This is a genomic window from Pseudomonas inefficax, from assembly GCF_900277125.1.
Classification (GTDB): domain Bacteria; phylum Pseudomonadota; class Gammaproteobacteria; order Pseudomonadales; family Pseudomonadaceae; genus Aquipseudomonas; species Aquipseudomonas inefficax.
In genome coordinates, this window is record NZ_OPYN01000164.1 from 49,526 (window position 1) to 75,307 (window position 25,782).

A 25,782-nucleotide genomic window follows, 5' to 3' on the forward strand; every position below is an offset into this window, starting at 1 on the left:
GGCTTCAGATCTCCAGCGGCGTGACGCCCATGAAGGCGCCCAGGTGGCCGAGTTGGGCGAAGGCCATTTCCGGGCCGGTCTGGACCGCGCAGCCGACCTGGCGTGCCCGCTTCAGCAGCGGGGTGATCTCGGGCGAGGTGACCACGTCGGCGACCAGGGTTTCGGCTTGCAAGGTGGCGAGCAGGGCGGCAGGCAGCGGCAGCTCCGCGCTGCCGCCCATGCCGACAGGGGAGGCGTTGACCAGCAGATCGAAACCCTCCAGTTCGTCGACCCGGGTAGCGATTTCGATCATGGGGAAGGCATTGCCGAGCAGCTCGCACACAGCGGCCATGCGCGCTGTGCTGGGGTCGCTGAGGGTGACGCTGGCGATGCCGGCTTCGCCCAGTGCATAGGCGATGGCACTGCCGACCCCGCCACAACCGATCACCAACGCACGCTTGCCTGCTGGCTCGAAGCCATGTTTGCGCGCAGCACCGAGGAAGCCGGCGCCGTCCACGTTGTCGCCCAGCAGTCGCCCGTCATGCTCACGGCGAATCACATTGACCGAGCCCAGCGCGGCTGCACGCTCGCTCAAGCCGTCAAGGCGGCTGGCCAGGGCCTGCTTGTATGGCACGGTGACCACGCAACCGCGCAAGTTCTGCCAGCCGCGCAGGGTGCCGGCAAAGGTATCCAGTGCAGCCTCATGCAAGTCGATGGGCAGCATGGCGAGGTTGCAGTTGTTGTTGGCGAACCAGGTGTTGAAGTTTTCGGGGGACTTCACCTGGGCAATGGGCGAACCGACGATGGCGACCAGTTCAGTGGAACCACGAATCATGCTGACCTCCTTATTGGCGTTGTTATGCAGGCCAAGGGTGAGGCAAGGGGGTGTGGGCAACAATGCGCTGATCGGGCGTTTGATGCGATAATCGCAGCCTTGGTCCGGTTATCGCGGTAATCGGCTGTTTTTGTCTGCTTGCGAGTCGACTAGATGAACACCCCCGCTATCCATCCCCGTGATTTGATCGCCGGCTTGCAGAAGGGCCTGGCGCTGATGCAGCTGTTCAGCGCCGAGCAGCCGCGCCTGAGCGTGCCGCAGGCGGCCAGGTTGTCCGGCCTTACCCCCAGTGCCGCGCGGCGGTTTCTGTTGACCTTGGTGCACGAAGGGTTTGCCGAAACCGACAGCCGTGAGTACTGGCTCACGCCCAAGGCGTTGCGCCTCGGCCAGGCATATGTGGACTCGGCAAAACTGCCGCGCATGCTGCGGCCGATCGTCGAGCAGGTGGCGCGGCAGACACAGGAGCATGTGTCGGTGGGTACCCGTGATGGTGACGAGATCATTCACCTGGTACGCAGCCGCTACAGCCATGTGGCCTCGTTGTCGATCCGGCCGGGTTCGCGGGTGCCGATGTATTGCACCGCCGGCGGGCGCATCTGGTTGGCCTGGCTGGATGAGGGGGAACGGGATGCGTACTTTGCGCGTAACCCGCTGCGGGGGTTGACGCCTTATACGCTGACGGACCGGTTGCAGCTGGAGGCGCAGTTGCTACGGGTGAGGGCGCAGGGGTTCTGTATCGTGGACCAGGAGTATGAAATCGGCATGCGCGTGTTGGGTGTGCCACTGCTGGACCGCGCTGGCAGGCTGAAAGCGACATTGACTATCACCACCCATGCTTCGCGGTTGAGTGTGGATGAAATACGCTTGCGGTATTTGCCGACCCTGTACGAAGCCCAGGCATTGTTGCGGCCGGTGCTGGATTGAGGCGTCAGGGTTTGGGGGCGTGTTCGCGGGTAAACCCGCTCTCATGGAACTGCACCTGACTCATTGAATCAGCAGGGCCCCTGTGGGAGCGGCTTCAGCCGCGAACACCGGCGTAGCCGGTGCCATGCACCGCGCTGGATTCTTCGCGGCTAAAGCCGCTCCCACAGGGTACGCGGACCGCTTGTGTACTCCGCTCTGTGCGTGACCGCGCAGCCCAAAGGACTGGGCGCACGGATCACGTATTGGTCCCGATACCTGTGGGAGCGACCAGGCCCTTGGCTTATCTCTCGATCTGGCGATTCCAGCGCGCGTTCCATTCGGGGCGCTGGGTGTTGACCTGGTCCCAGTCGATGGTCACGGCAGTCTGCAGGTAGGTCTGCATGGCTTCGACCTGGCCGCGGGTCTTGTCGCTGGTGGGCGTGTTGGGGTTGGACGGGATCTGGTCACCCAGTTCCAGGGCCGGCGACTGCGCCTCGGGGCTGAGCAGGAATTCGGCGAGCTTTTGTGCAAGCTCCGGCTGGTCGTTGTTGGCGGTGACGCATTCGGCCTGGTTGAGCACCACGGCACCTTCCTTGGGCGCAGCGTACTCCACCGGGATGCCTTTGAGCTTCAGCGCCGTCACTTGGGTGGGGGTGAGCGGGAATAGCGCGGCTTCGTCGGTTTGCACCATTTCCGAAAGCTTGGCCGAATTGGGAATGTACTCCAGCACGTTCGGGCCCACGTTCTTCTGCCAGGCCGTGAAGCCCGGGTTGACGTCGGTATCGCTGCCGCCGTGCAGGCGGTTGTACATCAGGAAACCATGCAGGCCGAAGGTGGACGATGCCATCGACTGGAACACCACCTTGTCCTTGAAGCGCGGGTCGGCCAGGTCGTTCCACGAGGTGGGCGCTGCCCAGCCGTTGGCCTTGAACAGGCGGCTGTTGTAGGCAAGCCCGGTCACGCCCAGGCTGACTGCAGCGGCCTTGTCCTTGATCAGGGCCTTTTCCGGCAACTGGGCCAAGGTCGGGTTGGGCTTGAGCGTGCTGCACAGGCCCATGCCGATGGCGCGGTACATGATGCCGTCATCCAGCACCATCACATGGATCGACGGCTTGTTCGGCGTGGCCTGGACCTTGGCCAGGATGTCCGCCGAGGTGCCGGGGACGATCACCACCTTCACCCCGTTGGCCTGCTCGAACCTGGGCAGGATGTTGTCGCTGAACAACCGCTCCATGGTGCCGCCGTTCATGCCCAGGTACAACGTGGGTTGGGCCATGGCGGGCAGGCAGGCGAACAGGCCGGGCACGGTGCAGAACAGGGCGAGCAAACGTTGCTTGTGCGTCATGACAGGTTTTCCTTGTGGTGGTTGGGCTGAAAACGGTTGATGGAAAAGGCCGCCAGGCTGATTGCCGGTGCGCCGTGCACCACGCATTGCGCCAATGCTTCACCGGCAGCCGGGCCTATCTGGAAGCCGGCACCGGCAAAGCCGAAGCCATGCAGCAGGCCAGGCTGGTGCAGGCTGGGGCCGAGCACCGGTTCGTCATCGGGCAGGTAGCCCTCGGTGCCGCTCCAGGTACGAATGGCCTGGGCGCCGGCCAGTGCCGGGTACAGTTCGGTGGCGTTGCGCAGGATGTCGAGTACTGCGGCCTGGCCTGGGCGTGCAGTGGTCGGGGTCAGGGCAAAACCGCGCCCGCCGCCCAGCACGCAGTTGCCACGCGCCACCTGGCGGGCATAGATGCCGCCGCCTTCGACCCCGGTACTGGCGGTCATGAACAGCGGCAGCGGCTCGGTGACCAGCATGGCTGGGTGGGCCGCGGTCAGCGGCACCGGCTCGCCGAACCGCTCGGCCAGTTGCGCCGACCAGGCGCCGGCGCAATTCAACAGCCAGGGCGCCTTGAAGCCTTGGCCGCTGCTGGTGTGTACGCTGAAGCGGTGGCCGTCGTGTCCCACCTCCAGCACCTTGCACTGCTCATGCACCTGGGCGCCGCTGCGCCTGGCCGCCTGGGCGAAGGCCGGTGACACCAGCCGTGGGTTGGCATGGCCGTCCTCGGGGCAGTACGAGGCGCCGACGGCGATATCGCCCACCCAGGGGAAGCGCTGGCGCAGTTCGCGTCGTTCAAGCAATTGCAGGCGCAGGTCAAAAGCCTGGGTGCGCCGGGCATAGGCCTTCAAGGCATCGAAGTCGGTTTCGCTGCGTGCCAGCTTCAGGTGGCCGCTGCGGGCGTATTCGCCATCGATGCCGATCCATTCGCGCAGATTGCCCCAGATGGCATGGGCGCGCATCGACAGCGGCAACTGGGCCAACGAGCGGCCCTGGCGGCGCACACCGCCGTAGTTCACCCCGCTGGAATGCGAACCGCAGAAGTCGCGTTCCAGCAATGCCACTTGCCGACCAGCGCGGGCCAGGGCCAAGGCAGCGCTGCTGCCGACGATGCCGCCGCCGACGATGATGGCGTCCACTTCGATCAGCTTCATGGTTTTATCTCCAGGCCGAAAGGCAGGGGCTTCACCGGTGCCTGGCCGCGCAGGCGCCCGACCTGGTCAATGGCCCGACCGCTTTCGCAGGCGATCAACTCGGCGGCAGCGGCACCACACACGCGGCCCTGGCAGCGGCCCATGCCGACTCGGCACATGGCCTTGACCCGGTTTATTTCCCAGTGGCCGGCACGCACGGTGGCGCGGATTTCCCCGGCGCTTACCTGCTCGCAGCGGCACACGGTGAGCTGGTCCGGGGCCTGCCGGGCCCACTGCTCGGGGAAAGGAAAGGCCTGCTCCAGCCCCTGGCGGAAGCGCAGCAGGGTGGCCAGGCGCTTTTGCAGTTGCTGCTGGCGCTGCGGGTTGCCGGGCTTGCCGAGGTCGGCCAGCAGTGTCAGGGCGGCCAGTTCTCCGCTCATCTCGGCACCGTCGGCACCGAGGATGCCAGCACCGTCGCCTGCCAGGTACACGCCGGGGCTGCTGGCCCGGCCCTGGGCATCACGTACTGGCAGCCAGGCGCGGTTGAGCACGTTCCAGGCGAACTGGCAACCCAGCAGGTCGGCCAGTTGGGTTTCACTGCGCAGCGCGTGGGCGAATGCCACGGCGTCGCACGGCAGGTCGTGTTGCTGGCCATCGTGCGACCAGCGCACACCGCTGGCGCGTTGATCGCCGTCGATACCCAGCAGGGTCACGCCCTGGTGCACCGGCACACCCTTGCGGGCCAGCCAGGCGCGGTAGTACAGGCCCTTGGCAAAGGTGCCCGGTTGCAGAAGCAGGCGTGGCAGGGCACGCACCTGGGCGCTGAAGGGTGAACTGTCGAGCACCGCGCTGACCGTGGCACCAGCCTTGGCGTACTGGTAGGCCACCAGGTACAGCAGCGGACCGCTGCCGGCCAGCACCACCCGTTCACCGATCGCGCAGCCCTGGAACTTCAGCGCTATTTGCGCAGCGCCCAGGGTATAGACCCCAGGCAGAGTCCAGCCGGGTATCGGCAATACCCGGTCGGTGGCACCGGTGGCGACGATCACCCGGTCGAACGCCAGGCGGTCGGCCAGTCGACCCTGGTGCAGGGTGTCCAGCACCTGCTCCTCGGCGTTCCACACCAGGGTTTCGGGGCGATAGTCGATCTGCTCGCGCAACTGTTCAAGGGTGCTGTGCAGCGCCTGGGCCTTGCCGGCCTCGAAGCCATACAGAGATTTGGCCTGGCGGCGAAAGTTGGTTGGTTGCTGGCGGTAGATCTGCCCGCCGCCGCGACTGGCTTCGTCCAGCAGTACCGGGCGTACGCCGTGGGCGACCAGGGTTTGCGCGGCGCGGATGCCGGCCGGGCCGGCGCCGATGATCACGATCGCACTCATGGCTGGCGCCCCGGGTCGCGGGTCACGCAATGGCCTGGTTCCAGAAAGGTCGAGCAGGCGCGTACCCGGCGGCCATCCTGCAGGCGTACCCAGCAGTCCTGGCAGGCGCCCATCAGGCAAAAGCCGGCGCGTGGTTCGGCGCTGAAGTCGCTACCGCGCAGGTGCCCGGCATTGGTCAGGATCGCGGTCAGCAAAGTATCGCCGCTCATGCCTTTGGCCGGTTGGCCGTCGAGCAGGAAGGGCACAGGCTCGCGGTCGTGTTCGGCCACGCGCTTGAACAGGGGCATAGGGGCATTCCTTGTCATTGCTTGCCCACCAGCACGCGGTCCAGGCCATACACACGGTCCAGGGCGACCATGGTCAGGGCCGTGACGGCGATCACCAGCGCCGAGACGGCGGCCATCATCGGGTCGATGGACTCGGTGGCGTATACGTACATGCGCACTGGCAGGGTCTGGGTGGCAGGCGAGGTGACGAAGATCGACAGGGTCACTTCATCGAAGCTGTTGATGAACGCCAGCAGCCAGCCGCCGGCCACGCCGGGCAGGATCATCGGCAGGGTGACCTTGCAGAACAGCGTGACCCGGCCAGCACCCAGGCTTTGCGCGGCCTGTTCGGCGCTGCGGTCGATGCCGATGGCTGCGGCCAGTACCAGGCGCAGCACATAGGGGGTGATCACCACGACATGGGCGAACACCAGCCAGGCGAAGCTGCCATTGACCCCCAGCAGGGCGAACAGCCGCAGCAAGGCCACACCCAGCACCAGGTGCGGGATGATGATCGGTGACAGCAGCAGGCCGTTGAGGAAGCCTTGGCCGGGGAAGCTGTAGCGGGTGATCGCCAGGCCCGCCGGCACGGCGATCAAGGTGGCCAGCGAGGCAGCCAGGGCCGCGAGTTTCAGGCTGTTGTAGAACGCATCGAGGAAATCGGCACGCTCGAACACAGCGCTGAACCAGCGCAGCGAGAAGCCGGCGGTGGGCAGGCTCAGGGTGTTTTCCGGGGTGAATGCCACCAGGCACACCACCACCAGCGGGGCGAGCATGAACAGCATCACCAGGGCGTGAAAGGACAGGGCCAGCGGGCCGTTACGGGTCATCTGTTCAGACTCCAAGTGCGCGTTTGTAGCGGCGTTCGACCAGCCGGTTCCAGCTGAGCATCACCAGCAGGTTGATCAGCAGCAGGGCCACGGCGATGGTGGCGCCCATCGGCCAGTTCAGTTCGGCCAGGTACTGGTCGTAGATCATGGTGGCGACCATCTTCAGCCGGCGCCCGCCCAGCAGGCCGGGGATGGCGAACGAGCTGGCGGCCAGGCCGAAGACGATCAACGTGCCCGACAGTACGCCGGGCATGATCTGTGGCAGCACGATGCGGCGGAACACCGTCCACTGGCTGGCGCCCAGCGATAGCGCAGCCTGCTCGGCGGCAGGGTCGAGCTTCTGCAGCGAGGTCCACACCGGGATGATCATGAACGGCAGCATCACGTGGACCAGGCCGATGATCACTGCAAAGGGCGTATACAGCAGCTTCACCGGCTGCCCGCCGAGGGCAGTGATGCCCTGGTTGACCAGGCCGTCGGCGCCCAGCAGCAGGCTCCAGCCGAAGGCTCGCACCACCACCGAAATCAGCAATGGGGTCAGCACCAGAATCAGGAAGATCGAGCGCCACGGCGCGCCCATGCGGCTGAGCACCAAGGCCTCGGGAATGCCGATCAGCACGCACAGCAGGGTGACCAGGGCACTGATCCAGAAGGTGCGGAAAAAGATCTCGTAGTAGTAGGTGTCGGTCACCAGGCTCAGGTAATGGCCCAGGGTGTACTGGCCGGCCTGGATACCACTGCTGTAGTCGAATGCGTTGAACGACAGCAGCACTGTCAGCCCCAGTGGCACTACCAGCAAGGCCAGGAACAACAGCAGCGCCGGGCTGCTGAGGCCATAGCCCCAGGCGCTGCTGCGCAGCTTTGCCGCGCTCATGCCGCCACCTCGCCAGCATTCAGTACCCGCAGCAGGGCATCGTTCCAGTCCAGGCCGACCTGTGTGCCTTCATCCAGCGGTCTGTTGCCGTCGTTGGCACGCACTACGGCCAGGTTGCCCAGGGCGGTGTCGACCCGATATAGCCATTGGCTGCCGAGGAAGTAGCGGCAGCTGATGCGGCCTGCGAGCTTGCCGCTACCGGCCGGGCCGAGGCTGATCTTTTCCGGGCGCAGGCTGAGGGTCAGCGGGCCCTGGGCATTGGCCTGCGGTTGCCCGCCGGGGCCGATTGCGCCGCGCAGGCGGTTGGCCTTGCCGACAAAGTCGGAAATGAAGGGTGTGCCCGGGTGTTCGTAGAGGCGGTAGGGGTCATCGACCTGGGTGATGCGCCCGGCTTCCATCACCACTACCCGGTCGCTGATCGACAAGGCCTCGGCCTGGTCGTGGGTGACCATCAAGGTGGTGATGCCGACCTCGTTCTGGATGCGACATATCTCGAACTGCATTTCTTCACGCAGGTGGGCGTCCAGGTTGGACAGCGGTTCGTCCAGCAGCAACACCGGAGGTTCGATCACCAGTGCGCGGGCCAGGGCCACACGCTGGCGCTGGCCGCCGGAGAGCTCGCGTGGGTAGCGCTCGGCATGCTTGTCCAGGCGCACCAGCGCCAGGGCCTGGTCGACCCGGCGGGCGATCTCGGCGCTGGCCACCTTGCGCATGCGCAGGCCGAAGGCGACGTTGTCGCGTACGGTCATGTGCGGGAACAGTGCGTAGCTCTGGAACACCACGCCCAGGCCTCGGCTGGCCGGCTTGGCGTGGGTGATGTCGCGGCCGTCGAGGACGATGCGACCGCTGGTGACCTCGACGAAGCCGGCAATCATTTGCAGGGTGGTGGTCTTGCCGCAGCCCGAAGGGCCAAGCAGGGAGACGAACTCGCCTTTCTCGATGGCCAGTGACGAGCTGGCCACTGCCTCCGTGGCGCCATAGCGCTTGCAAAGATTTTCGATCAACAGAAAGGTCATGGCTGTGCTCCATCGCAAACGGAACCGGGGTCAACCGGCAGTTTCAGGGTGGGCAGAGCGCCAGCGGCAAAAGCAAAGCTTTTACGGACGTTGGCGCTCGCTTCTGTGGCGGCGGCCGATGTTGTGATATCGCCCTATGGACCGGAGAGTAGGGCAATGATTAGGATGGCGACAAAGGGTAATTTCACTGAGTGACAGCTATTTTGAAATTATTCCGCTCAATGGAATTTCTAAGGGTTGGACGAAAGATGGATTCCAATAAACGAAATGCGCAGGCCAAGGAAGTAGGTGTCAGTGCGGTGTCGCGATTGTTCGCCGTGTTGCGTGCGCTGGGAGAATGCGGCGGCGACGGCGAGAAGGTCAGCCAGCTGGCGCAGCGGGTTGGCCTGGCGCAGCCCACCACTCACCGCCTGCTGCGCAGCCTGATTGAAGAAGGCATGGTCGACCAGTGCGTGACCAGCAAGCGTTACCGGTTGAGCCTGGATTTCTTTGCCTTGGCGGCCAAGGCCGGGCAAGCCGGCAACCTGCGCGATGTGGTGCGCCCCAGCCTGCTGCGGCTGTCGGCGTCGCTGGGCGATTCGCTGTTCCTGCTGGCGCGCTCGGGGTTCGATGCGGTGTGCCTGGACCGCAGCGAAGGGCCATACCCGATCCGTACCTTCACTGGCGATATTGGCGGCCGTGTAGCTTTGGGAGTGGGGCAGGGCAGCCTGGCGATCCTGGCCTTCCTGCCGGAGGAGGAGCGCGACGAGGTGATCCGCTACAACCTGCCGCGGCTGAAGGATTTCCACCATTACGACGAAGTCATGCTGCGCGCCGAAATCGACAATGTGCGCAGCCTCGGCTATGCCGGGCGCAACACCGGAGTGCTCGATGGCATGGCCGGCCTGGCGGTGCCGATTCTCGATCGTAACGGCCATGCGGTGGCGGCCCTGAGCGTGGCGACCATCAGCGACCGCCTGGGCCCCAACCGCATGCCGACCGTGGTGGCACTGCTCAAGCGCGAGGCGGCGGCGATTGGCGAGCGGGTCAACCCGTTCGACCCAGTGCTGCGCCGGCCTTCGCATGTGTTTGGTTAAGCCATTCCCATGGGTCCGCGGGCTATTATGGACGCAACTGTCTTGCCCCCTCAGGTTGCCTCATTGCCTGTAGGAGCAGCCTTGTGCTGCGAAGAGGCCATTACCGGCAAAGAGGATTTTTTGCCGTTCCGGCCTCTTCGCAGCACAAGGCTGCTCCTACTGATCCTGTGCATGCCCGGAAGTCGGTGTTCCCACAAGGGGCCGCGCACGCCAGAGGCGTGATGCGGTACAGCTATTCCATCGCCTCGACCACGCCCTGGTCCTCACCCAGGAACCCGCCACTCTGGTGCTGCCACAAGCGTGCATAGGTACCTTTCTTCGCCAGCAGTTCCGCATGGGTGCCTTGCTCGATGATGCGCCCTTCATCCATCACGATCAGCCGGTCCATGGCGGCAATCGTCGACAACCGGTGGGCGATGGCGATGACGGTCTTGCCTTGCATCATTTCATCCAGGCTTTCCTGAATGGCCACTTCCACTTCCGAGTCCAGCGCACTGGTGGCTTCGTCCAGCAGCAGGATCGGCGCGTTCTTCAGCATCACCCGGGCAATGGCGATGCGCTGGCGCTGGCCACCAGACAGCTTGATGCCGCGCTCTCCCACCAAGGTGTCGTAACCGCTGTTGCCCTGGCGGTCGCTGAGCTGGCTGATGAAACCATCGGCCTGGGCATTGGCCGCAGCGGCGCGGATCTGCGCCTCGGTCGCATCGGGGCGGCCATAGGCGATGTTGTCGCGAATCGAGCGGTGCAGCAGCGAGGTGTCCTGGGTGACCATGCCGATGGCGCTGCGCAGGCTGTCCTGGGTGACCATGGCCACGTTCTGCCCGTCGATGCGGATTTCCCCTCGGTCCACGTCGTAGAAGCGCAGCAGCAGGTTGATCAAGGTGGACTTGCCGGCGCCGGAGCGGCCGACCAGGCCGACCTTTTCGCCCGCGCGGATGTGCAGGCTCAGGTCGTCGAGCACCTGGCGCTCGCCGTTGTAGTTGAAGCCGACCTTGTCGAAGCTCACCGCGCCCCCCTTGGTCACCAGCTCGGTGGCGCCCGGTGCATCCTTTACCTTGGGGCCGCGGGTGAGGGTAGCCATGCCGTCCTGCACGGTGCCGATGTTTTCGAACAGCGAGGTTATCTCCCACATGATCCAGTGGGACATGCCGTTGATACGCAAGGCCATGGCGGTGATCGCCGCCACCGCCCCGGTGCCGACCTGGCCCTGGTGCCACAGCCACAGCGCATAGCCACCGGCGGCAATGATCAGGCCCACCACCAGCGCCTGGTTGACGATTTCGAACTGGCTGACCAGACGCATCTGGCGAAAACCGGTCTGTTTGAAGTCCTCCATGGCTGCGCGCGCGAAGTGCGCTTCGCGATTGGAGTGCGAGAACAGTTTCACCGTGGTGATGTTGGTGTAGGCGTCGGAAACCCGCCCGGTCATCGATGACCGGGCGTTGGCCTGTTCCTGGCCTACCTTGCTCAGGCGGGGCACGAAATACAGCATGGCCAGGCCGAACAGCACCACCCAGGCAATGAATGGCAGCATCAGCTTCAGGGCAAAGCCCCCGGCCAGGGCAATGATCGCGATGAAGTACACGCCGATCCCGGGCAGGATCTCGATGATGGTGAACAACACATCGCGTACTGCCAACGCCGTCTGCATCACCTTGGTGGTGACCCGGCCGGAAAACTCGTCAGAAAAGAACGACAGGCTCTGGCGCAGCATCAGCCGGTGAAAGTCCCAGCGCAGGCGCAGCGGCAAGTTGATCGCCAGTACCTGGTGCTGAAGCATGGTGCGCAGCGCCACCAACCCGATGCTGGCCAGCAGGACGATGCCGATGCCCCACAGCACCCGGGTTTCTTCGGCGCCGACGGCACCGCCGGCCTGCCACGCCGAAAGCAGGTCCACAACCTGGCCGAGGAAGGCGAACAGCCAGGCTTCGTAGATCGATACCCCGGCACTGAGCAGTGCAAGCGCCAGGATGTAGCCGCGCGCGCCCCGGGTGCAGGCCCACATGAAGCGCAACAGGCCAAGCGGTGGCGGTGGTATCTCGTCAGGGGGGAAGGGGTCGAGCCAGCGCTCAAAGATACGAAACATGCTTGTCTCCGGAAAATCAATTCTTGCCAGCCGATGGCCATGACCACAGCGATGCACGCGCTGTCGTTAAGCCCGGGCTTGGGCTGCAAGGCAGCCCGGTCAAGCCGGCAAACCTTAACTGACTGACACTGCCCCTACGGTTGTTGTTAACAAAACTTTGCAAATTATTACATTTCCGCTTGATTTCATTTTGCCTTGATGCTGTAGAATTGACGGGTTTTTATGTTGCTTGCTTGATTCGTCGTTTTTTTGACGAGCGTCATGAAGGCTCAGCGGCAGATGAGTCAAAGTTACCCTTCAACCCGCTTCAATTTACTTTTGCAGGGCCAGTGTTTTGACGAATGGAATGCCGTGGTTGGCTATTTCCGGCTTGGGCGCCGAAAGCAGCCAGCTTCATGTACAAGGATTGTATTGGTTGGCCTGTGACAGTGCAGAAGACGCCACCCTGCTATGCCGCCAAGTGGTCGGGGGGCTGCCCGAGCATGTTCGGGCAGCCCTGGTCGCCGATGCACAAGCCATCGGCGAGGTGCTGGGTGCGCTCGATGCCGCGCAGGGTCCCGGCGAACTGGCGCTGTACGAAGCCAGCATGCAAGCCGCCCGGCACCTGGTCGATGACTTGCCGCGTATCGACGCCGCCGGGCGTGTGCTGGTGCTACTGGCGCCCGCCGACGTCTGGGGTACCGGCAACGTCGAAAGCTGGTGCAACGCGCTGCGCCCGGTCTTGTTGGCCGAGGCCGCGCTATTGCTGGTCATCAGCAGCGGCCAGAATGCCGGGCTGGTGGAGCGCCTGCGTGCGTTCAACCAAGGCGTCGATGGCCTGGCCCAGGTTTACCGCGGCAAAGGCGGGGTGCGCTACCTGCAGCATTTCTGGAGCAACCCGCTCGGCAAAACCGGTACGCGCGACGTTGAACTGACGCGGCTTGAAGCGGGTTTCGCCGCCGCCGGGGCACCGCAGGCCCCCAGCGATACCGGTGGCGACGAGCTGTTGTACCTGGCCCAGCGCCCGGTACTGGAAGGTGCCCCAGCCTTCTCCGAACACTGGCAGGTCTGCGAGAGCCTCGAGGAGCTGAGTGCCAAAGCTGGCATGGCGGTTTCCGCCACGGTCATCTTTGCCATGGACGGCGGGCAGCGCCTGGATAGCCTGGCGCGCCAGTTGCACCGCTTGCGCCAGTTGCGTGGCAGTGCCCTGAAGCTGGTGGTGCGCGAGATGGCGCCGACCCTGCGCTACCAGGATGAACAGCTGCTGCTGGCTTGCGGGGCCAGCCAGATCGTGCCGTTCGGCGCCAGCCTTTCGCGCTTCCTGACCATGGTCGAGAGCATCCAGGGTTACCTGTGGCGCCGGCGCCTGCCGAGCGATTTCGATGCCTTGCTCGCACGCCTGCGGCCGCTGGCCATCTGCGGGCTGGTGGCGCCGCGCGCGTTCGCCGAAGCCGTGCAGACCATGTGGCACGGGGTGCGCAATGGCGAAATCGCCCACCAGTTGCTGGTGTTGCGCCCGGCCCCTGGGCTGACCCCGCTGCAAGCCTGCTCGCGCACGGTGTTCCGCCGCGACGGCGACATCGCCTGCGTGGTCGGCGAGGTGCTGTTCCTGTTCCTGTTCGCCTGCCGCTCCGAAGGCGTCGAGCAAGCGCTTGACCACATCTTCCAGTTGTCGTGGAAAGAGCTGTTCATCAGCCAGGAGGTGCTTGCCGGTGTCGACAGCCTGGCCACCCCGGCCTTCCTCGACGACAACGTGCCACAGCCACCCCGGCTCGACGCGGCGGCGCAGCTGCCCGCCCAGGCGAGGCCGGCCCTGGCGCCGCGCCGGGTCGCCCTGGGCAAGCGGGGTACAGCATGAACTTCGTGCAGCTGCTGCAAATAGTCGGCATCACGGCGCTGGTGACCTTGGCGCTGGCCCTGCTGCTGTTGCGCCTGCGCGCCACGCTGCGCGGCTGGTTGCGCCGCCGCCTTCCACCCCGTTACCTGAAACCGCTGGGCGTACGCCACCGCGCTGCACGCCAGGAACCCCGTAATGACTAATGCATCCGCCACCCTCCCGGTACCGGCCCGCTGGCCTGGACTGGGAGGGTGGAACCTCTATTTCCTGGCCAAGTTCATGCTGGTCGCCCTTGGCATGCTCGACTTCCAGGCGCTGCCGAACCTGTTGTTCGCCGCGTTTCTGCTGGTGCCGTTGCCAGGCAGGTGGCTGCGCGTTGCGCGGCAACTGGTGGCCGTACCGGTCGGTATCGCATTGTTCTACCAGGACACCTGGCTGCCTCCCTTCAGCCGCCTGCTGGCGCAGCCGGGGGTGTTCGATTTCTCGTGGGACTACCTGCTCGAACTGCTCGGCCGCTTCATCAACTGGAACCTGTTGGGCGCGCTGGCGCTGTTGCTGGTGGGTTACCTGTACCTGCGCCATTGGCTGCGGCTGAGTACTCTGAGCCTGCTGGGGCTGGCGTGGCTGGCGGTCGGCGGCCTGCCAGCGCTGGGGCGCGATGCGGGCCAGGCGCCTGGCGCCGCGGCTGTCACCACCGAACAGGCGCAGGCCACCGCGGTGGCCGACAATGCCACGCTCGACAGCTGGCTCGAGCGGTTCTTCGCCAGTGAGCGTGAACGGGTGACAGCATTCCCGGCCATGAAGGCCGATGAGCAGCCGTTCGACCTGCTGGTGATCAACATCTGCTCGCTGGCCTGGGATGACCTGTCCGCCGTCGGGCTGCGTGACAACCCGTTGTTCTCGCGCCTGGACGTGATCTTCGACCAGTTCAACTCGGCCACCTCCTACAGCGGGCCGGCCGCCATCCGTGTGCTGCGTGCCAGCTGCGGGCAGTCGTCCCACGCTGGCCTGTACCAGCCCGCCCCGGAGCAGTGCCTGTTGTTCCAGAACCTGGCCAGGCTGGGCTTTCAGAGCAACACCTTGCTCAACCACAGCGGCCGCTTCGACAACTTCATCGGCGACATCACCCAGCAGCACATGCCTCAACCCGGCCTGCGCAACACCGACTTCCCGCGGGCACTGGTCGGCTTCGACGGCTCGCCGATCGCCAGCGACCTGGAGGTGCTGCGCCGCTGGTGGGGGCAGCGCAAAGGCGCGCCGGCCGAGCATGTGTCGCTGTTCTACAACAGCATCAGCCTGCATGACGGCAACCGTATCGTCACGGCCGACGGCGGTACCCGCGTGGCCGACTACGCCACCCGCACCACCCGGCTGTTCGGCGAGCTGGGCAGCTTCCTCGATGAACTGGAGCGCAGCGGCCGTCGCGTGGTCGTGGCCATTGTCCCGGAACATGGCGCTGCGCTGCATGGTGACCGCATGCAGTTGTCGGGCATGCGTGAAATCCCCACCCCATCGATCACCCATGTGCCGGTGGGCCTGAAGTTCATCGGCATGGGCCAGCCTGCCCGCAGCGAGCCGCTGCGCGTCTCGGCACCCACCAGCTACCTGGCGCTGTCCGAGCTGATCTCGCGCGTGTATGCGGGCCTGGGCCAGCAGCAGGTGCTGGATGTGCCCAGCCTGCTGATTGATCTGCCGACCACCGAACAGGTCGCGGAAACCGCAGGTGCGCAAGTACTGAACTACCAGGGGCGCGCCTACATGCGCCTGCAAGGCCAGCCCGACTGGCAGCCTGTCCCGAAGGAGCACCCATGATCACTGGCAAGGCAGACCCAGCCGACCGCAGCGACGATATCGCCCAGTTGCGCCAGCACCTGGACATGCCGGACCTGAACTACCAGGACATCTCGTTGCTGGTGGGTGTCCAGCAGGCCTTGCAGCGTTGGCCGCTGCTGGGTGAAAGCTGCCGAAGCAGCGCCCAGGGTACCTTGTACATGTCGGCGCCGCGGCGCGAGGTGCTGTCGCCATGACCAGCCTGTCGTTGCACGGGGTTCGTGGAGGCCTGGGGCGCAGTGCCTTGCTGGCCGCGCTGGGGCATGCGTTGCAGGGCGTAGGTGAGCGGGTGCTGCTGGTCGACCTGTGCCCAAGCAACCTGCTCGGCCTGCATTTCAACCTGCCCCTCGACACGCGCGAGGGCTGGGCGCTTGCCGAGCGGGAAGGGCGCCCCTTCAGCGATGCCATGTATGAAGTGCTCGATGGCCTGTGCCTGATACCGTTCGGCAATCTGCCTGCCTGCACGCGGCCGCCGTTGCCCGACGCTGAAGCCTGGCGTGCTCGCCAGGCCGAGCTGGCGGAACACTTCGACTGGTTGTTGTTCGACCTGCCGCAGCTGCCGGCCGATGCCGCTGGCCAAAGCGTCGAGACCGATGTGCGGGTGTTGGTGGCCGAGGCCGAAATGGCCAGCCATCTGCTGCTGGGGCGCCGGCAGGTCGAGCGCTACGACCTGCTGCTGGTCAACCGCTACGACCCCGCCAGCCGCTTGCAGAGCGACCTGCTGATGGTGTGGCGCGACCTGTTCCGTGATCGCCTGCCGATCCAGGTGGTGCACCGCGACGAGGCCTTCCTCGAGGCCCTGGCGTGCAAGGCGCCGCTTGGCCACTACGCGCCGCACAGCCTGGCTTGCCGGGACGTGCAGAGCCTGGCGGTGCGCTGCCTGACGAGGCGCCAGTCGTGACCCTGACCCCTTTGTCGGCCTACGCCTGGTTCCGCACACGCGGCGCGCGGCAGCCGGTCGCCTGGCTGTTTACCCTTGGCGTGTGGCTGGCCTTCCTGTTCCTGCGCCTGGAGTCGCCCGCCTGGCAAGCCCTGCTGGCCGAGCGGCAGCGGTTGTACCCGCAACTGGCGGGCAAGCGCCCAAGCCTGGGCGACCCACTGCGCTTGCTGATCCAGAGCCTGTGGCTGCTGGTACGGCGCCAACCGCAGCCTCGCGAACCGGGGTTTGCCCGCCGTGGCTGGGGTGCAGTGCGTGTGCAGCTGCGCGGTATGCGTCAGGTCATGCGCCGCTACCATAGCGTGCTGATCGACCGCCTGCAGCAGTTACCTGCGCGCTATCGCGCCAGCGCGTTCAAGCAGGAAGCTTCGGCACGCCTGCGCGGCTTGAGCGTGTTCGCCCGGTGGGTTTTCTACAGCGTGCTGACCCTGGGCGCCATCAGCCTGGCCGTGTTGTGCGTGACCGAACCGTTCGGCTACCTGGCGCAGCTGGTGTTCATCTGCCTGCTGCTGGGCATCGCCCTGCTGGTGCGGCACATGCCGGGACGCTTCCCGACCCTGATGCTGATTGTGCTGTCGACCCTCATCTCCTGCCGCTACCTGTGGTGGCGCTACACCTCGACCCTGAACTGGAATGACACCACCGGCCTGGTGTGCGGGTTGGTCCTGCTGGCGGCAGAAACCTATTCGTGGTTCGTGCTGATCCTAGGCTACATCCAGACCTGCTGGCCGTTGCAGCGCAAGCCGGCGAACCTGCCGGCAAATCCGGCGCACTGGCCGACCGTCGACCTGATGATCCCCACCTACAACGAAGACTTGTCGGTGGTGCGCACCACGGTGCTGGCTGCCCTGGGCCTGGACTGGCCGCGCGAGTGCCTGCGCATCTACATCCTCGACGACGGCCGGCGCGAGGCATTCCGTGCGTTCGCCGACGAAGTGGGGGTGGGCTACATCGTGCGGCCAGACAACAAGCACGCCAAGGCCGGCAACCTCAACCATGCGCTGGGCGTGACTGACAGCGAGCTGATCGCCATCTTCGACTGTGACCACGTGCCGGTGCGCTCCTTCCTGCAAATGACAGTGGGCTGGTTCCTCAAGGACCCGAAGCTGGCGCTGGTGCAGACACCGCACCATTTCTTCTCGCCCGACCCGTTCGAGCGCAACCTGGGCTCGTTCCGCCGTCGCCCCAATGAAGGCGAGCTGTTCTACGGCCTGATCCAGGATGGCAATGACATGTGGAACGCGGCATTCTTCTGCGGCTCGTGTGCCGTGCTGCGCCGTACCGCGCTGGAGAGCATCGGTGGCTTCGCTGTCGAAACCGTGACCGAAGATGCCCATACCGCCTTGCGCATGCACCGTCAGGGTTGGTCATCGGCCTACCTGAGCATTCCGCAGGCGGCCGGCCTGGCCACCGAGAGCCTGTCGGCGCACATCGGCCAGCGCATTCGCTGGGCCCGGGGCATGGTGCAGATCTTCCGTACCGACAACCCGTTGTTCGGCCGGGGGCTGAGCCTGTTCCAGCGGGTGTGCTATGCCAACGCCATGCTGCACTTCCTGGCCGGCCTGCCACGGCTGGTGTTCCTGACCGCGCCGCTGGCGTTCCTGTTGCTGCATGCCTACATCATCTATGCCCCGGCGCTGATGATCCTGCTGTACGTGCTGCCGCACATGATCCACGCCAGCCTGACCAACTCGCGCATGCAGGGCAAGTACCGGCAGACCTTCTGGGGCGAGGTCTACGAGACCGTGCTGGCCTGGTACATCGCCCGCCCGACCACGGTCGCGCTGTTCGCGCCGAAGAAGGGCAAGTTCAACGTCACCGCCAAGGGTGGCCTGATGGCGCAGGAGCAGTTCGACTGGCGCATCGCCCAACCCTACCTGTGGCTGGCGGCGCTCAACGTGGCCGGCCTGGGCTTCGCCGTGTGGCGCCTGTTCACCGGCCCGGCGGCGGAAATCGGCACGGTGATCGTCAGCTCGCTGTGGGTGATCTACAACCTGCTGATCATCGGCGCCGCCGTCGCCGTGGCTGCCGAAGTGCGCCAGGTGCGCCGGGCCCACCGGGTGCAGATGCGCTTGCCGGCGGGGCTGGTGCTGGCCAGCGGTCATGCCTTCCCCTGTACCTTGGTTGACTACTCCGACGGCGGTGTCGGTTTGCAATTGCACCGCGGCCTCGAGTTGCAAGCGGGGGAGCGGGTGCGCCTGCTGCTCGACCGCGGCCAGCGCGAGTTCGCCTTCCAGGCCTGCGTCACCCGCACTGTAGGCCAACACGTTGGCCTGGTGTTCCACGAGCTCAGCCAGCAACAGCGTATCGACCTGGTCCACTGCACCTTTGCCCGCGCCGATGCCTGGCTTGGCTGGAACGAGCAGCACGAGGTCGATCGCCCGCTGCGCAGCCTGGTCGACGTGCTGAAGCTGGGCGGTGTCGGTTACCTGCGGCTGGTCGAGCACTTGCCGCCATGGGTGGGTGCGTGGCTGCGCCCACTGCACGCGCTGGCGAACTGGCTGGCCAGCTACAGGCCCCGCACACCGCGGCCTGTCCCTTCCTTGAACCTTGTTGATCGAGACGCATGATGACTGGTTATCCCGCGCGTACCTGGGGCCTGGCGATGGCGCTGCTTGCTGCCTTTTCGCAGAGCGCCGCTGCCGCCTCTGTAGCCCCGCTTGCCGAGCCAGCCGTACCCACGGTACCGAACTGGCCGGTAGCGAAAACCTTCGAGCAGCTCGGGCATGCGTCCGACAGCCTGCTGCTGGGCGTGCGCAACAGCGAACATATCGAATTCGGCCTGCGGCGCGACCGCCTGGCCACCGAAGCCAGCCTGCAGCTGGACTACACGCCATCGCCCGCGCTGTTGCCGAACCTGTCGCACCTGCGCGTGTACCTCAATGACGAACTGATGGGCGTGGTGCCGGTGGAAAAGGACCAGCTTGGCCAGCGCGTGCGCCGCCAGCTGCCGCTGGACCCGAAGCTGCTCAGCGATTTCAACCGGGTACGCCTGGAGTTCGTCGGGCATTACACCGACATCTGCGAAGACCCTGCGCACAGCGGCCTGTGGTTGAACCTGAACCGCAAGAGCCAGGTGCAGCTGCACGAACAGGCCCTGGCCCTGGACAACGACCTGGCGTACTTCCCGCTGCCGTTCTTTGATGTGCGCGACACCGGCAAGGTAACGCTGCCGGTAGTGTTCAGCGGCGTGCCGAGCCTGGGCGAGCAGCGTGCGGCGGCGATCCTGGCGTCCTACTTCGGCAGCCAGGCCGGTTGGCGCAAGGCGACGTTCCCGGTGCTGTACGGCAGCCTGCCGGCGCGTGGCGACCAACCTACGCCGAGCATCGTGTTTGCCAGCAACGACCGTCGCCCGGCCTTCCTTGCCGACCTGCAGCAATTTCCGCCGGTAGACGGCCCGGTACTGCAGATGATCGACCACCCGGACGACCGCTTCAGCAAGGTGCTGCTGGTGCTGGGCCGCAACGACGATGACCTGGTCAAGGCCGCCTCGGCGCTGGCGGTTGGCAACAACCTGTTCCGCGGTGCCCGGGTGAAGGTCGAGCAGATGACGGCACTGCAACCGCGCCAGCCCTACGATGCACCGAACTGGACGCGCACCGACCGGCCGGTACGTTTCGCCGAGCTGCTCGATTACCCCGAGCAGCTGCAGGTCAGTGGCCTGCAACCGCGGCCGGTGACGCTGGAGCTGAACCTGCCGCCTGACCTGTTCGTCTGGCGCAACCAGGGCATTCCGCTGCGTACGCTGTACCGCTACACGGCCCCGGCAGTGACCGACGAATCGCGCCTGAGCATCAGCGTCAACGATCAGTACATCACCAGCATGCCGCTGGTGGGCAATGACCGGCGCGGTGGTACGCTCGAGGAAATGCGCCTGGCGGTGCTGTCCGGTGACAACAGCGCGTTGACCGAGAAGTCGCTGGTACCGGCGTTGAAGATCGGTGACCGCAACCGCTTGCGCTTCGATTTCAGCTTTGCCAGCACCCTGGGCAGCGGCCAGCGCGACCGTTGCCAGACCTCGTTGCCGGTGGATGTGCGCGCGGCGATCGACGACAACTCGACCATCGACCTGTCCGGTTACCACCACTACATCGCCATGCCCGACCTGCGCGCATTCGCCCGCAGCGGCTTCCCGTTCAGCCGCATGGCCGACCTTTCCGAAACGCTGGTGGTCATGCCGGCCAAGCCCACGGCGATGCAGGTGGGCACCTTGCTCGATGCGGTAGGTGGGCTGGCCGGGCAGATCGGCTACCCAGCGCTTGGCCTGCGGCTGATCGATGACTGGAAGCAGGCCGCAGCGGCCGATGCCGACTTGCTGCTGCTCGGCAACCTGCCCGAGGCCCTGGGGGATGCCCCCGACCTTGGCCTGCTGCTCAGTGCCCAGCGGGACTGGCTGCTGCAGGGCCGTAGTACCGGGCTGCCGGGCAGCCAGCGTTTCGATACCGAGCCGGTGGCCGCCAGCAACCGTGTGGCAGTCAGCGCGCAGGCACCGATTGCCGCCATCACCGGGCTGAAGTCGCCATTCCACGAGCAGCGCAGTGTCGTCGCCCTGGTGGCCAACAGCGACAATGACTACGCGTTGCTGCGTGATGTGCTCGGCGATGTGGGCAAGCTCGATGCGGTGGCCGGTTCGGTGACGCTGGTGCGCAGCAGCGGTGTCACCAGCCAGTTCGTGGGCGAGCACTATTTTGTTGGCGCGCTGCCGTGGTGGCTGCTGCTGTGGTTCCACCTGTCCGAGCACCCGGTGCTGCTGGCGGCGATCGCGGCCATTTGCGTGGTGCTGTTCGCCTTCCTGTTGTGGCGGGCATTGCGCTGGGCAGGCAAGCGCCGTCTAGGTGAGGCGGGGTGATGATGCGTCAGTTGCTGGCAGGGCTGGTCGCCTTGGGCCTGCCCGTTATCACGAGTGCCGCACCGGCTTGCAAATGGCCGGCCTGGGACAGCTTCAAGGCCGAACTGGTGAGTGTCGACGGTCGGGTCATCGACCCGAGCGACGAGCGCCTGATCACCACCTCGGAAGGGCAGAGTTATGCGCTGTTCTTCGCCCTGGTGGGCAATGACCGGCAAGCCTTTGCGCAGTTGCTGCGCTGGACCGGCAACAACCTGGCACAGGGCGACCTGGCCCGGCATCTGCCCGCCTGGCTGTGGGGCCGTAACAGCCAGCAGCAGTGGCAGGTGCTGGATGCCAACAACGCCAGCGATGCCGACCTGTGGATCGCCTACAGCCTGCTCGAAGCCGGGCGGCTGTGGAACGAGCCGGCCTACACGCAGCTGGGCCAGCGCCTGCTGTGGCGTATCGCCGCGCAGACCGTGCGCAAGCTGCCGGGCCTGGGGGTGATGCTGCTGCCTGGGGACTACGGCTTCGAGGATGCCCGCGGCGCCCGCTTGAACCCCAGCTATCTGCCGCTGCAGTTGTTCGATCGCTTCAGCCTGGTCGACCCGCTCTGGGGCGAACTGGCGGCCAACACGCGGCGTTTGTGGCTGGCTTCGTCGCCAAAGGGCTTTGCCCCGGACTGGCTGCTGTGGACGCCAGCCGGTGAGCTGGCAGCGGATCCGCAACATGGCAGTGAAGGTGACTACGACGCCATCCGTGTCTACCTGTGGGTCGGCATGCTGGCCAAGGACGCGGCGGGGCGTGCCGAGCTGGTGGCCCACTATGCCCCGATGGCGACATTGACCGCTCGCCAGGGGCTGCCGCCAGAACAGGTGGATGCCCACAGTGGTGTCGCCAGCGGCCATGGCCCTGCAGGTTTTTCTGCGGCATTGCTGCCGTTGCTGGCGGCGTCGCCGGAGCACGTCGCCGGCCTGGCGGCCCAGCGTCAGCGCTTGCGCGAGCAGCCCGTCGAAGCCAAGGCCTATTACAGCCAGGTGCTGGCACTGTTCGGCCAAGGCTGGGACCAGGGCCGTTACCGTTTTGACCTGCACGGCCGCCTGTTGCCGGCCTGGAGCGCGCCATGCAGCGAATGATCGGCATGCTGATGCTGGCGGCCGTGACCTGCCAGGCCACGGCGCAACCCAAGGATGCCGGCGAACAGCGCCAATGGCTGCTGGACCAGGTGCGTCGCGGCGAGGCGCTGCATCGTGACGACCTGGTGCGCGATGCACTGGGGCGGCTGCAATTGCTCGAGCCGCGCAACCCGGATGTGTTGCTGGCGGCCCTGAGCCTGGCATTGCGCGAAAAGAACAGTATCGAGGCCGAGCAGTTGAGTGCGCGGATCAGTGCCGTCGCGCCTGGCAGCTTGCAGGCCCGCCAGGCCAGGCGCTTGCTCGAGCTGCAGCAGCCGGAGCGCGCTCGGCAGTTGCAGCAGGCCCGCCTGCTGGCGGTAACCGGGCGCAATGAAGAGGCGCTGGCGGCCTATGAACGGTTGTTCGCTGGCGAACCGCCAAGCCTGGAATTGGCTCTGGATTACTGGCGCGTGCGCGGCAACCTTCCAGGCCAGCGCCCCGAGGCAATCAGGCAGTTGCAGCAACTGGACCAGCAGTACCCGGGCAGTGCCGGGCTGCGCCAGACCTTGGCCGGTTGGCTGTTCGCCGAAAATCGCGACCGCGAAGCCTTGGCCTTGCTCGACCAGTTGTCGCGCGACCCTGGCGCACGGGATGCCGCTGCCCAGCGTGAGTTCGACTACCTGTCCGGGCAAGCGGTGAGCGCCGCCAGCGCGGCGGCCTGGCAAGCGTTTCTCCAGCGTTATCCGGCCTCACCGTTGCTGGCACAGGCCAGCGAGACCCTGCAACAACAGCGCAAATTGCTGGCCGACCCGTCCTGGCAGGCTGGCCAGCGGGGCTTGGCATTGCTCGACAAGGGCCGCAACGCTGAAGCCGAAGCACAACTGCGCCGGGCGCTGCGCCAGTATCCGGATGATGCCAGCCTGCAGGGGGCACTGGGCTACGCGCTGATGCGCCAGAGCCGCTACGAAGACGCCAATGCGGCGTTCCGGGCGGCGAGCGCCACGGAGCAGGACACCTACTGGATCAGCCAGTGGAAGGACCTGGAGTCGTCCAGCCAGTATTGGGCCCTGCTCAGCAAAGGGGAACGGGCACTGCAGGCCAAAGACATGCGCGCTGCCCGTGCCTACTACCAGCAGGCACGCCAGCAGCGCCCGAAGGAGGAATACGCTTTGCTGGGCCTGGCGGATGTTTCGCTGGCCGAGGGTGATACAGCGGCCGCCGAGCGGCAATTCCTGCAGGTTCGGCGCATGGCACCGGAAAACGAAAGTGCCGTGCGCGGCCTGGTGCGTGTGTACCAGGCGCAATCGCCCGACAAGGCGCGGGCGTACCTGGACAGCCTGTCGCCTCGGCAGCAAGCGCAGTTCGCCAGCCTGCGCCGTAGCCTGGAGCTCGCACGCCTGCGCCAGCAAGGTGACCAGGCCGTGCAGCGTGAGGACTGGGCGGCGGCCAGCCAGGCGCTGAGCCAGGCCACGGCCTTGGCCCCCGATGAGCCCTGGCTGGTCTACCAGTTGGCCAACAGCCTGCGCCACCTGGGGCACACCGCCGAGGCTGACGCGGCATTCGCCAGGATCGTGCAGCGCCAGCCGGGCGATCCGTCTACCCGCTATGCCCATGGCCTGTTCCTGGAGTCCAGCGACCGCGATGCACTGGCCCTGGACAGCCTGGGTGCGGTGCCGCAGGGCACCTGGAGCGCGGACATGCATGCATTGGAGCAACGTATCCGCCGTCGCATGACGCTGGCCTCGGCGCAGCAGTTGCAGGCGCAAGGCCGCACGGCTGAAGCGACCCGCCTGCTCGAGGCCAGCCTGGCGCGTGGCGAAGGCAGTACCGACGACCTGATGCTGCTGGCTGACTGGGCGGCGGCCAATGGTGAGCCTGGCAAGGCGCGCGGTTATTACCAGCGCGTGCTTGCCGTGCAACCTGGGCAACCCCAGGCGCGCCTTGGCGTGATCGAAAGCGCGGTGGCCGAAGGCAACCTGGCCCAGGCCCGGCATATGCTGGCTGTGCAGGTACCGCAACTGGCCGCTGATGACAGCAACGCCCAGCGGCGCCTGGCGGCTGTCTGGGTCGCCTTGGGTGAACACGACCAGGCGGCCGCAATGCTCGACCAGATCGCCGCGCAGCAGCCTCGCCCCGATCCATTATTGCGGCGCGACGCTGCCCGCCTGGTGGCGCAGGATGACCCGCAACGGGCGCTGGACCTTTACGCCGCAGCCATGGCCGATGCGCAGTTGCTCGAGCGTGCTGCCGTGTCGCCACGGGACGATCGTGCACTGACGCTGGCCAGCCGTGAGCAGGATGATGACGACTGGCTGGCACGCAGCCTGCGCAGCGATGTCGATGCACTGTATCGCCAGCGCAATACCCATGTGACGCTGATGCACGACTACGGTTGGCGCGAGGACGACGGTACGCCGGGCACATCCGAACTGAGTACCCACTCGACCTTGCTGCATGTCGACACCCCTTGGCAGGACGGTACCGCCTTTGCGCGGGTGGAGCGCATCGGCATGGATGCCGGGTCGTTCGAGCAAGACGACAATGGGCGCTATACCGGGGATTTCGGCAGCTGCCAGTTTGTTGGCGAGTGCAAGGGTGGTTCGCAAACCGCTGACGGCAGCGTGCTGGCGCTTGGCTGGCAGGGCGGCCGCTGGGCCTTCGACCTGGGCACCACTCAGGGCTATACGATCGACAACTGGTTGGGTGGCGCCACGTTCAACGGTGACCTTGGCCAGGTTGGCTGGTCGCTGACCGCTTCGCGGCGACCGATGAGCAACTCGCTGTTGTCCTTTGCCGGGGCACGTGATCCGTGGACCGGCGTGCGCTGGGGCGGGGTCACTGCCAATGGCGCCACGCTCGGCCTGAGCTGGGATCAGGGCGGTGACAATGGCGTCTGGGCCAGCCTCGGGCACCATTGGCTGTATGGCGAGAACGTCGCCGACAACCAGCGCACCCGGGCCATGGCCGGCTGGTACCACCGCGTGGTGGAAAAAGCCGATGAGCGTGTGCGCGTTGGCCTTACGCTGATGCACTGGCGTCACGACAAGGACCTGGGCGGCTACAGCCTGGGGCAGGGCGGCTACTACAGCCCGCAGCGCTACACATCGGTTGGCGTACCTGTCAGTTATGCCTGGCGCAACTACGACTGGTCGGTGCTGCTGGAAGGCTCTGTCAGTTGGTCACAGGCCCACAGCGGCCGCAGCCGGCTGTATCCGGACACGCACCTCAACCGCAAGTTGATGGATCGATTCGATATCGACGATTCGAACATCGATGCGATGGGCGAAGCCAGCGACAGCAGCGGGCTGGGCTACCGCCTGCGCGGCCTGTTCGAGCGGCGCCTGAGCGACCAGTGGGTGTTGGGCGGCGGCTTCGACTGGCAGCACAGCGATGACTATGCGCCTAGCCATGGCATGCTCTACCTGCGCTATCTGTTCGAGCCGTGGCGGGGCAACCTGGCGCTGCCGGTGACACCGCTGGAGCCCTATAGCGAGTGGCGTTGATTCCGAATGCAGGCGCTGTGTGCGGATTCACCCGCGAAGAGTCGCGCCTGCAGGCGGA

At 65.9% G+C, this 25,782-nt stretch carries 20 protein-coding genes; 11 read left to right on the forward strand and 9 right to left on the reverse strand.

The window, feature by feature from the left end:
- Window positions 1–4: 4 nt before the first annotated feature.
- Complete coding sequence (locus JV551A3_RS18655) at window positions 5–814, reverse strand: shikimate dehydrogenase family protein (RefSeq protein WP_133971642.1); 810 nt, start codon at window positions 812–814, stop codon at window positions 5–7.
- Window positions 815–967: 153 nt separating this feature from the next.
- On the opposite strand from JV551A3_RS18655, the gene JV551A3_RS18660 reads away from it, so the two are divergent.
- Complete coding sequence (locus tag JV551A3_RS18660) at window positions 968–1,738, forward strand: IclR family transcriptional regulator domain-containing protein (protein ID WP_133971644.1); 771 nt, start codon at window positions 968–970, stop codon at window positions 1,736–1,738.
- 280 nt (window positions 1,739–2,018) lie between these two features.
- On the opposite strand, the gene JV551A3_RS18665 is transcribed toward JV551A3_RS18660, so the two are convergent.
- Genes JV551A3_RS18665 through JV551A3_RS18695 form a run of 7 tightly spaced genes read right to left on the reverse strand, consistent with a single transcriptional unit; the run spans window position 2,019 to window position 8,533 of the window.
- Complete coding sequence (locus JV551A3_RS18665; protein WP_112252185.1) at window positions 2,019–3,062, reverse strand: ABC transporter substrate-binding protein; 1,044 nt, start codon at window positions 3,060–3,062, stop codon at window positions 2,019–2,021.
- A complete protein-coding gene (locus JV551A3_RS18670; RefSeq protein ID WP_133971648.1) occupies window positions 3,059–4,192 on the reverse strand; it encodes an NAD(P)/FAD-dependent oxidoreductase in 1,134 nt (377 codons plus the stop codon). Before JV551A3_RS18670 ends, JV551A3_RS18665 begins: the two co-directional genes overlap by 4 nt.
- Window positions 4,189–5,547 (reverse strand): FAD/NAD(P)-dependent oxidoreductase, encoded by a 1,359-nt coding sequence (locus tag JV551A3_RS18675; protein WP_133971651.1) that lies wholly within the window; start codon window positions 5,545–5,547, stop codon window positions 4,189–4,191. The genes JV551A3_RS18670 and JV551A3_RS18675 overlap by 4 nt, the downstream gene beginning before the upstream one ends.
- Window positions 5,544–5,834 carry a (2Fe-2S)-binding protein gene (locus JV551A3_RS18680; protein WP_112252182.1) on the reverse strand — a complete coding sequence of 97 codons (291 nt, stop codon included), beginning with the start codon at window positions 5,832–5,834 and terminating at the stop codon, window positions 5,544–5,546. The genes JV551A3_RS18675 and JV551A3_RS18680 overlap by 4 nt, the downstream gene beginning before the upstream one ends.
- Before the next feature lie 14 nt (window positions 5,835–5,848).
- A complete protein-coding gene (locus JV551A3_RS18685) occupies window positions 5,849–6,643 on the reverse strand; it encodes an ABC transporter permease (RefSeq protein WP_025339622.1) in 795 nt (264 codons plus the stop codon).
- Window positions 6,644–6,647: 4 nt separating this feature from the next.
- Window positions 6,648–7,517 carry an ABC transporter permease gene (locus JV551A3_RS18690; protein WP_013972117.1) on the reverse strand — a complete coding sequence of 290 codons (870 nt, stop codon included), beginning with the start codon at window positions 7,515–7,517 and terminating at the stop codon, window positions 6,648–6,650.
- A complete protein-coding gene (locus JV551A3_RS18695; RefSeq protein WP_133971653.1) occupies window positions 7,514–8,533 on the reverse strand; it encodes an ABC transporter ATP-binding protein in 1,020 nt (339 codons plus the stop codon). The genes JV551A3_RS18690 and JV551A3_RS18695 overlap by 4 nt, the downstream gene beginning before the upstream one ends.
- Window positions 8,534–8,781: 248 nt before the next feature.
- Here JV551A3_RS18695 and JV551A3_RS18700 point away from each other — a divergent pair, with 248 nt between their 5' ends.
- The gene (locus JV551A3_RS18700; protein WP_133971655.1) at window positions 8,782–9,609 is read left to right on the forward strand and encodes an IclR family transcriptional regulator; all 828 of its coding nucleotides are present in this window, start codon (window positions 8,782–8,784) and stop codon (window positions 9,607–9,609) included.
- 232 nt (window positions 9,610–9,841) lie between these two features.
- Here JV551A3_RS18700 and JV551A3_RS18705 read toward each other — a convergent pair whose 3' ends face one another.
- Complete coding sequence (locus JV551A3_RS18705; RefSeq protein ID WP_133971657.1) at window positions 9,842–11,695, reverse strand: ABC transporter ATP-binding protein; 1,854 nt, start codon at window positions 11,693–11,695, stop codon at window positions 9,842–9,844.
- Window positions 11,696–12,041: 346 nt separating this feature from the next.
- Here JV551A3_RS18705 and JV551A3_RS18710 point away from each other — a divergent pair, with 346 nt between their 5' ends.
- The 9 genes from JV551A3_RS18710 to bcsC are packed head-to-tail and all read left to right on the forward strand — an operon-like array spanning window position 12,042 to window position 25,724.
- Window positions 12,042–13,532 carry a BcsE family c-di-GMP-binding protein gene (locus JV551A3_RS18710; RefSeq protein WP_133971659.1) on the forward strand — a complete coding sequence of 497 codons (1,491 nt, stop codon included), beginning with the start codon at window positions 12,042–12,044 and terminating at the stop codon, window positions 13,530–13,532.
- Complete coding sequence (gene bcsF, locus JV551A3_RS18715; protein ID WP_133971661.1) at window positions 13,529–13,714, forward strand: cellulose biosynthesis protein BcsF; 186 nt, start codon at window positions 13,529–13,531, stop codon at window positions 13,712–13,714. Before JV551A3_RS18710 ends, bcsF begins: the two co-directional genes overlap by 4 nt.
- Window positions 13,707–15,323 carry a cellulose biosynthesis protein BcsG gene (gene bcsG / locus JV551A3_RS18720; protein ID WP_133971663.1) on the forward strand — a complete coding sequence of 539 codons (1,617 nt, stop codon included), beginning with the start codon at window positions 13,707–13,709 and terminating at the stop codon, window positions 15,321–15,323. The genes bcsF and bcsG overlap by 8 nt, the downstream gene beginning before the upstream one ends.
- Window positions 15,320–15,538: a cellulose biosynthesis protein BcsR gene (bcsR, locus tag JV551A3_RS18725; RefSeq protein WP_133971665.1), complete on the forward strand. Its 219-nt coding sequence runs from the start codon at window positions 15,320–15,322 to the stop codon at window positions 15,536–15,538. Before bcsG ends, bcsR begins: the two co-directional genes overlap by 4 nt.
- Window positions 15,535–16,242 carry a cellulose biosynthesis protein BcsQ gene (bcsQ, locus tag JV551A3_RS18730; RefSeq protein WP_133971667.1) on the forward strand — a complete coding sequence of 236 codons (708 nt, stop codon included), beginning with the start codon at window positions 15,535–15,537 and terminating at the stop codon, window positions 16,240–16,242. Before bcsR ends, bcsQ begins: the two co-directional genes overlap by 4 nt.
- The gene (gene bcsA, locus JV551A3_RS18735; RefSeq protein ID WP_133971669.1) at window positions 16,239–18,848 is read left to right on the forward strand and encodes a UDP-forming cellulose synthase catalytic subunit; all 2,610 of its coding nucleotides are present in this window, start codon (window positions 16,239–16,241) and stop codon (window positions 18,846–18,848) included. The genes bcsQ and bcsA overlap by 4 nt, the downstream gene beginning before the upstream one ends.
- Window positions 18,845–21,127: a cellulose biosynthesis cyclic di-GMP-binding regulatory protein BcsB gene (bcsB, locus tag JV551A3_RS18740; protein ID WP_133971671.1), complete on the forward strand. Its 2,283-nt coding sequence runs from the start codon at window positions 18,845–18,847 to the stop codon at window positions 21,125–21,127. The genes bcsA and bcsB overlap by 4 nt, the downstream gene beginning before the upstream one ends.
- Window positions 21,127–22,242 (forward strand): cellulose synthase complex periplasmic endoglucanase BcsZ, encoded by a 1,116-nt coding sequence (gene bcsZ, locus JV551A3_RS18745; protein ID WP_133971673.1) that lies wholly within the window; start codon window positions 21,127–21,129, stop codon window positions 22,240–22,242. Before bcsB ends, bcsZ begins: the two co-directional genes overlap by 1 nt.
- A complete protein-coding gene (gene bcsC / locus JV551A3_RS18750) occupies window positions 22,230–25,724 on the forward strand; it encodes a cellulose synthase complex outer membrane protein BcsC (RefSeq protein ID WP_133971675.1) in 3,495 nt (1,164 codons plus the stop codon). Before bcsZ ends, bcsC begins: the two co-directional genes overlap by 13 nt.
- The last annotated feature ends 58 nt before the right edge of the window (window positions 25,725–25,782 follow it).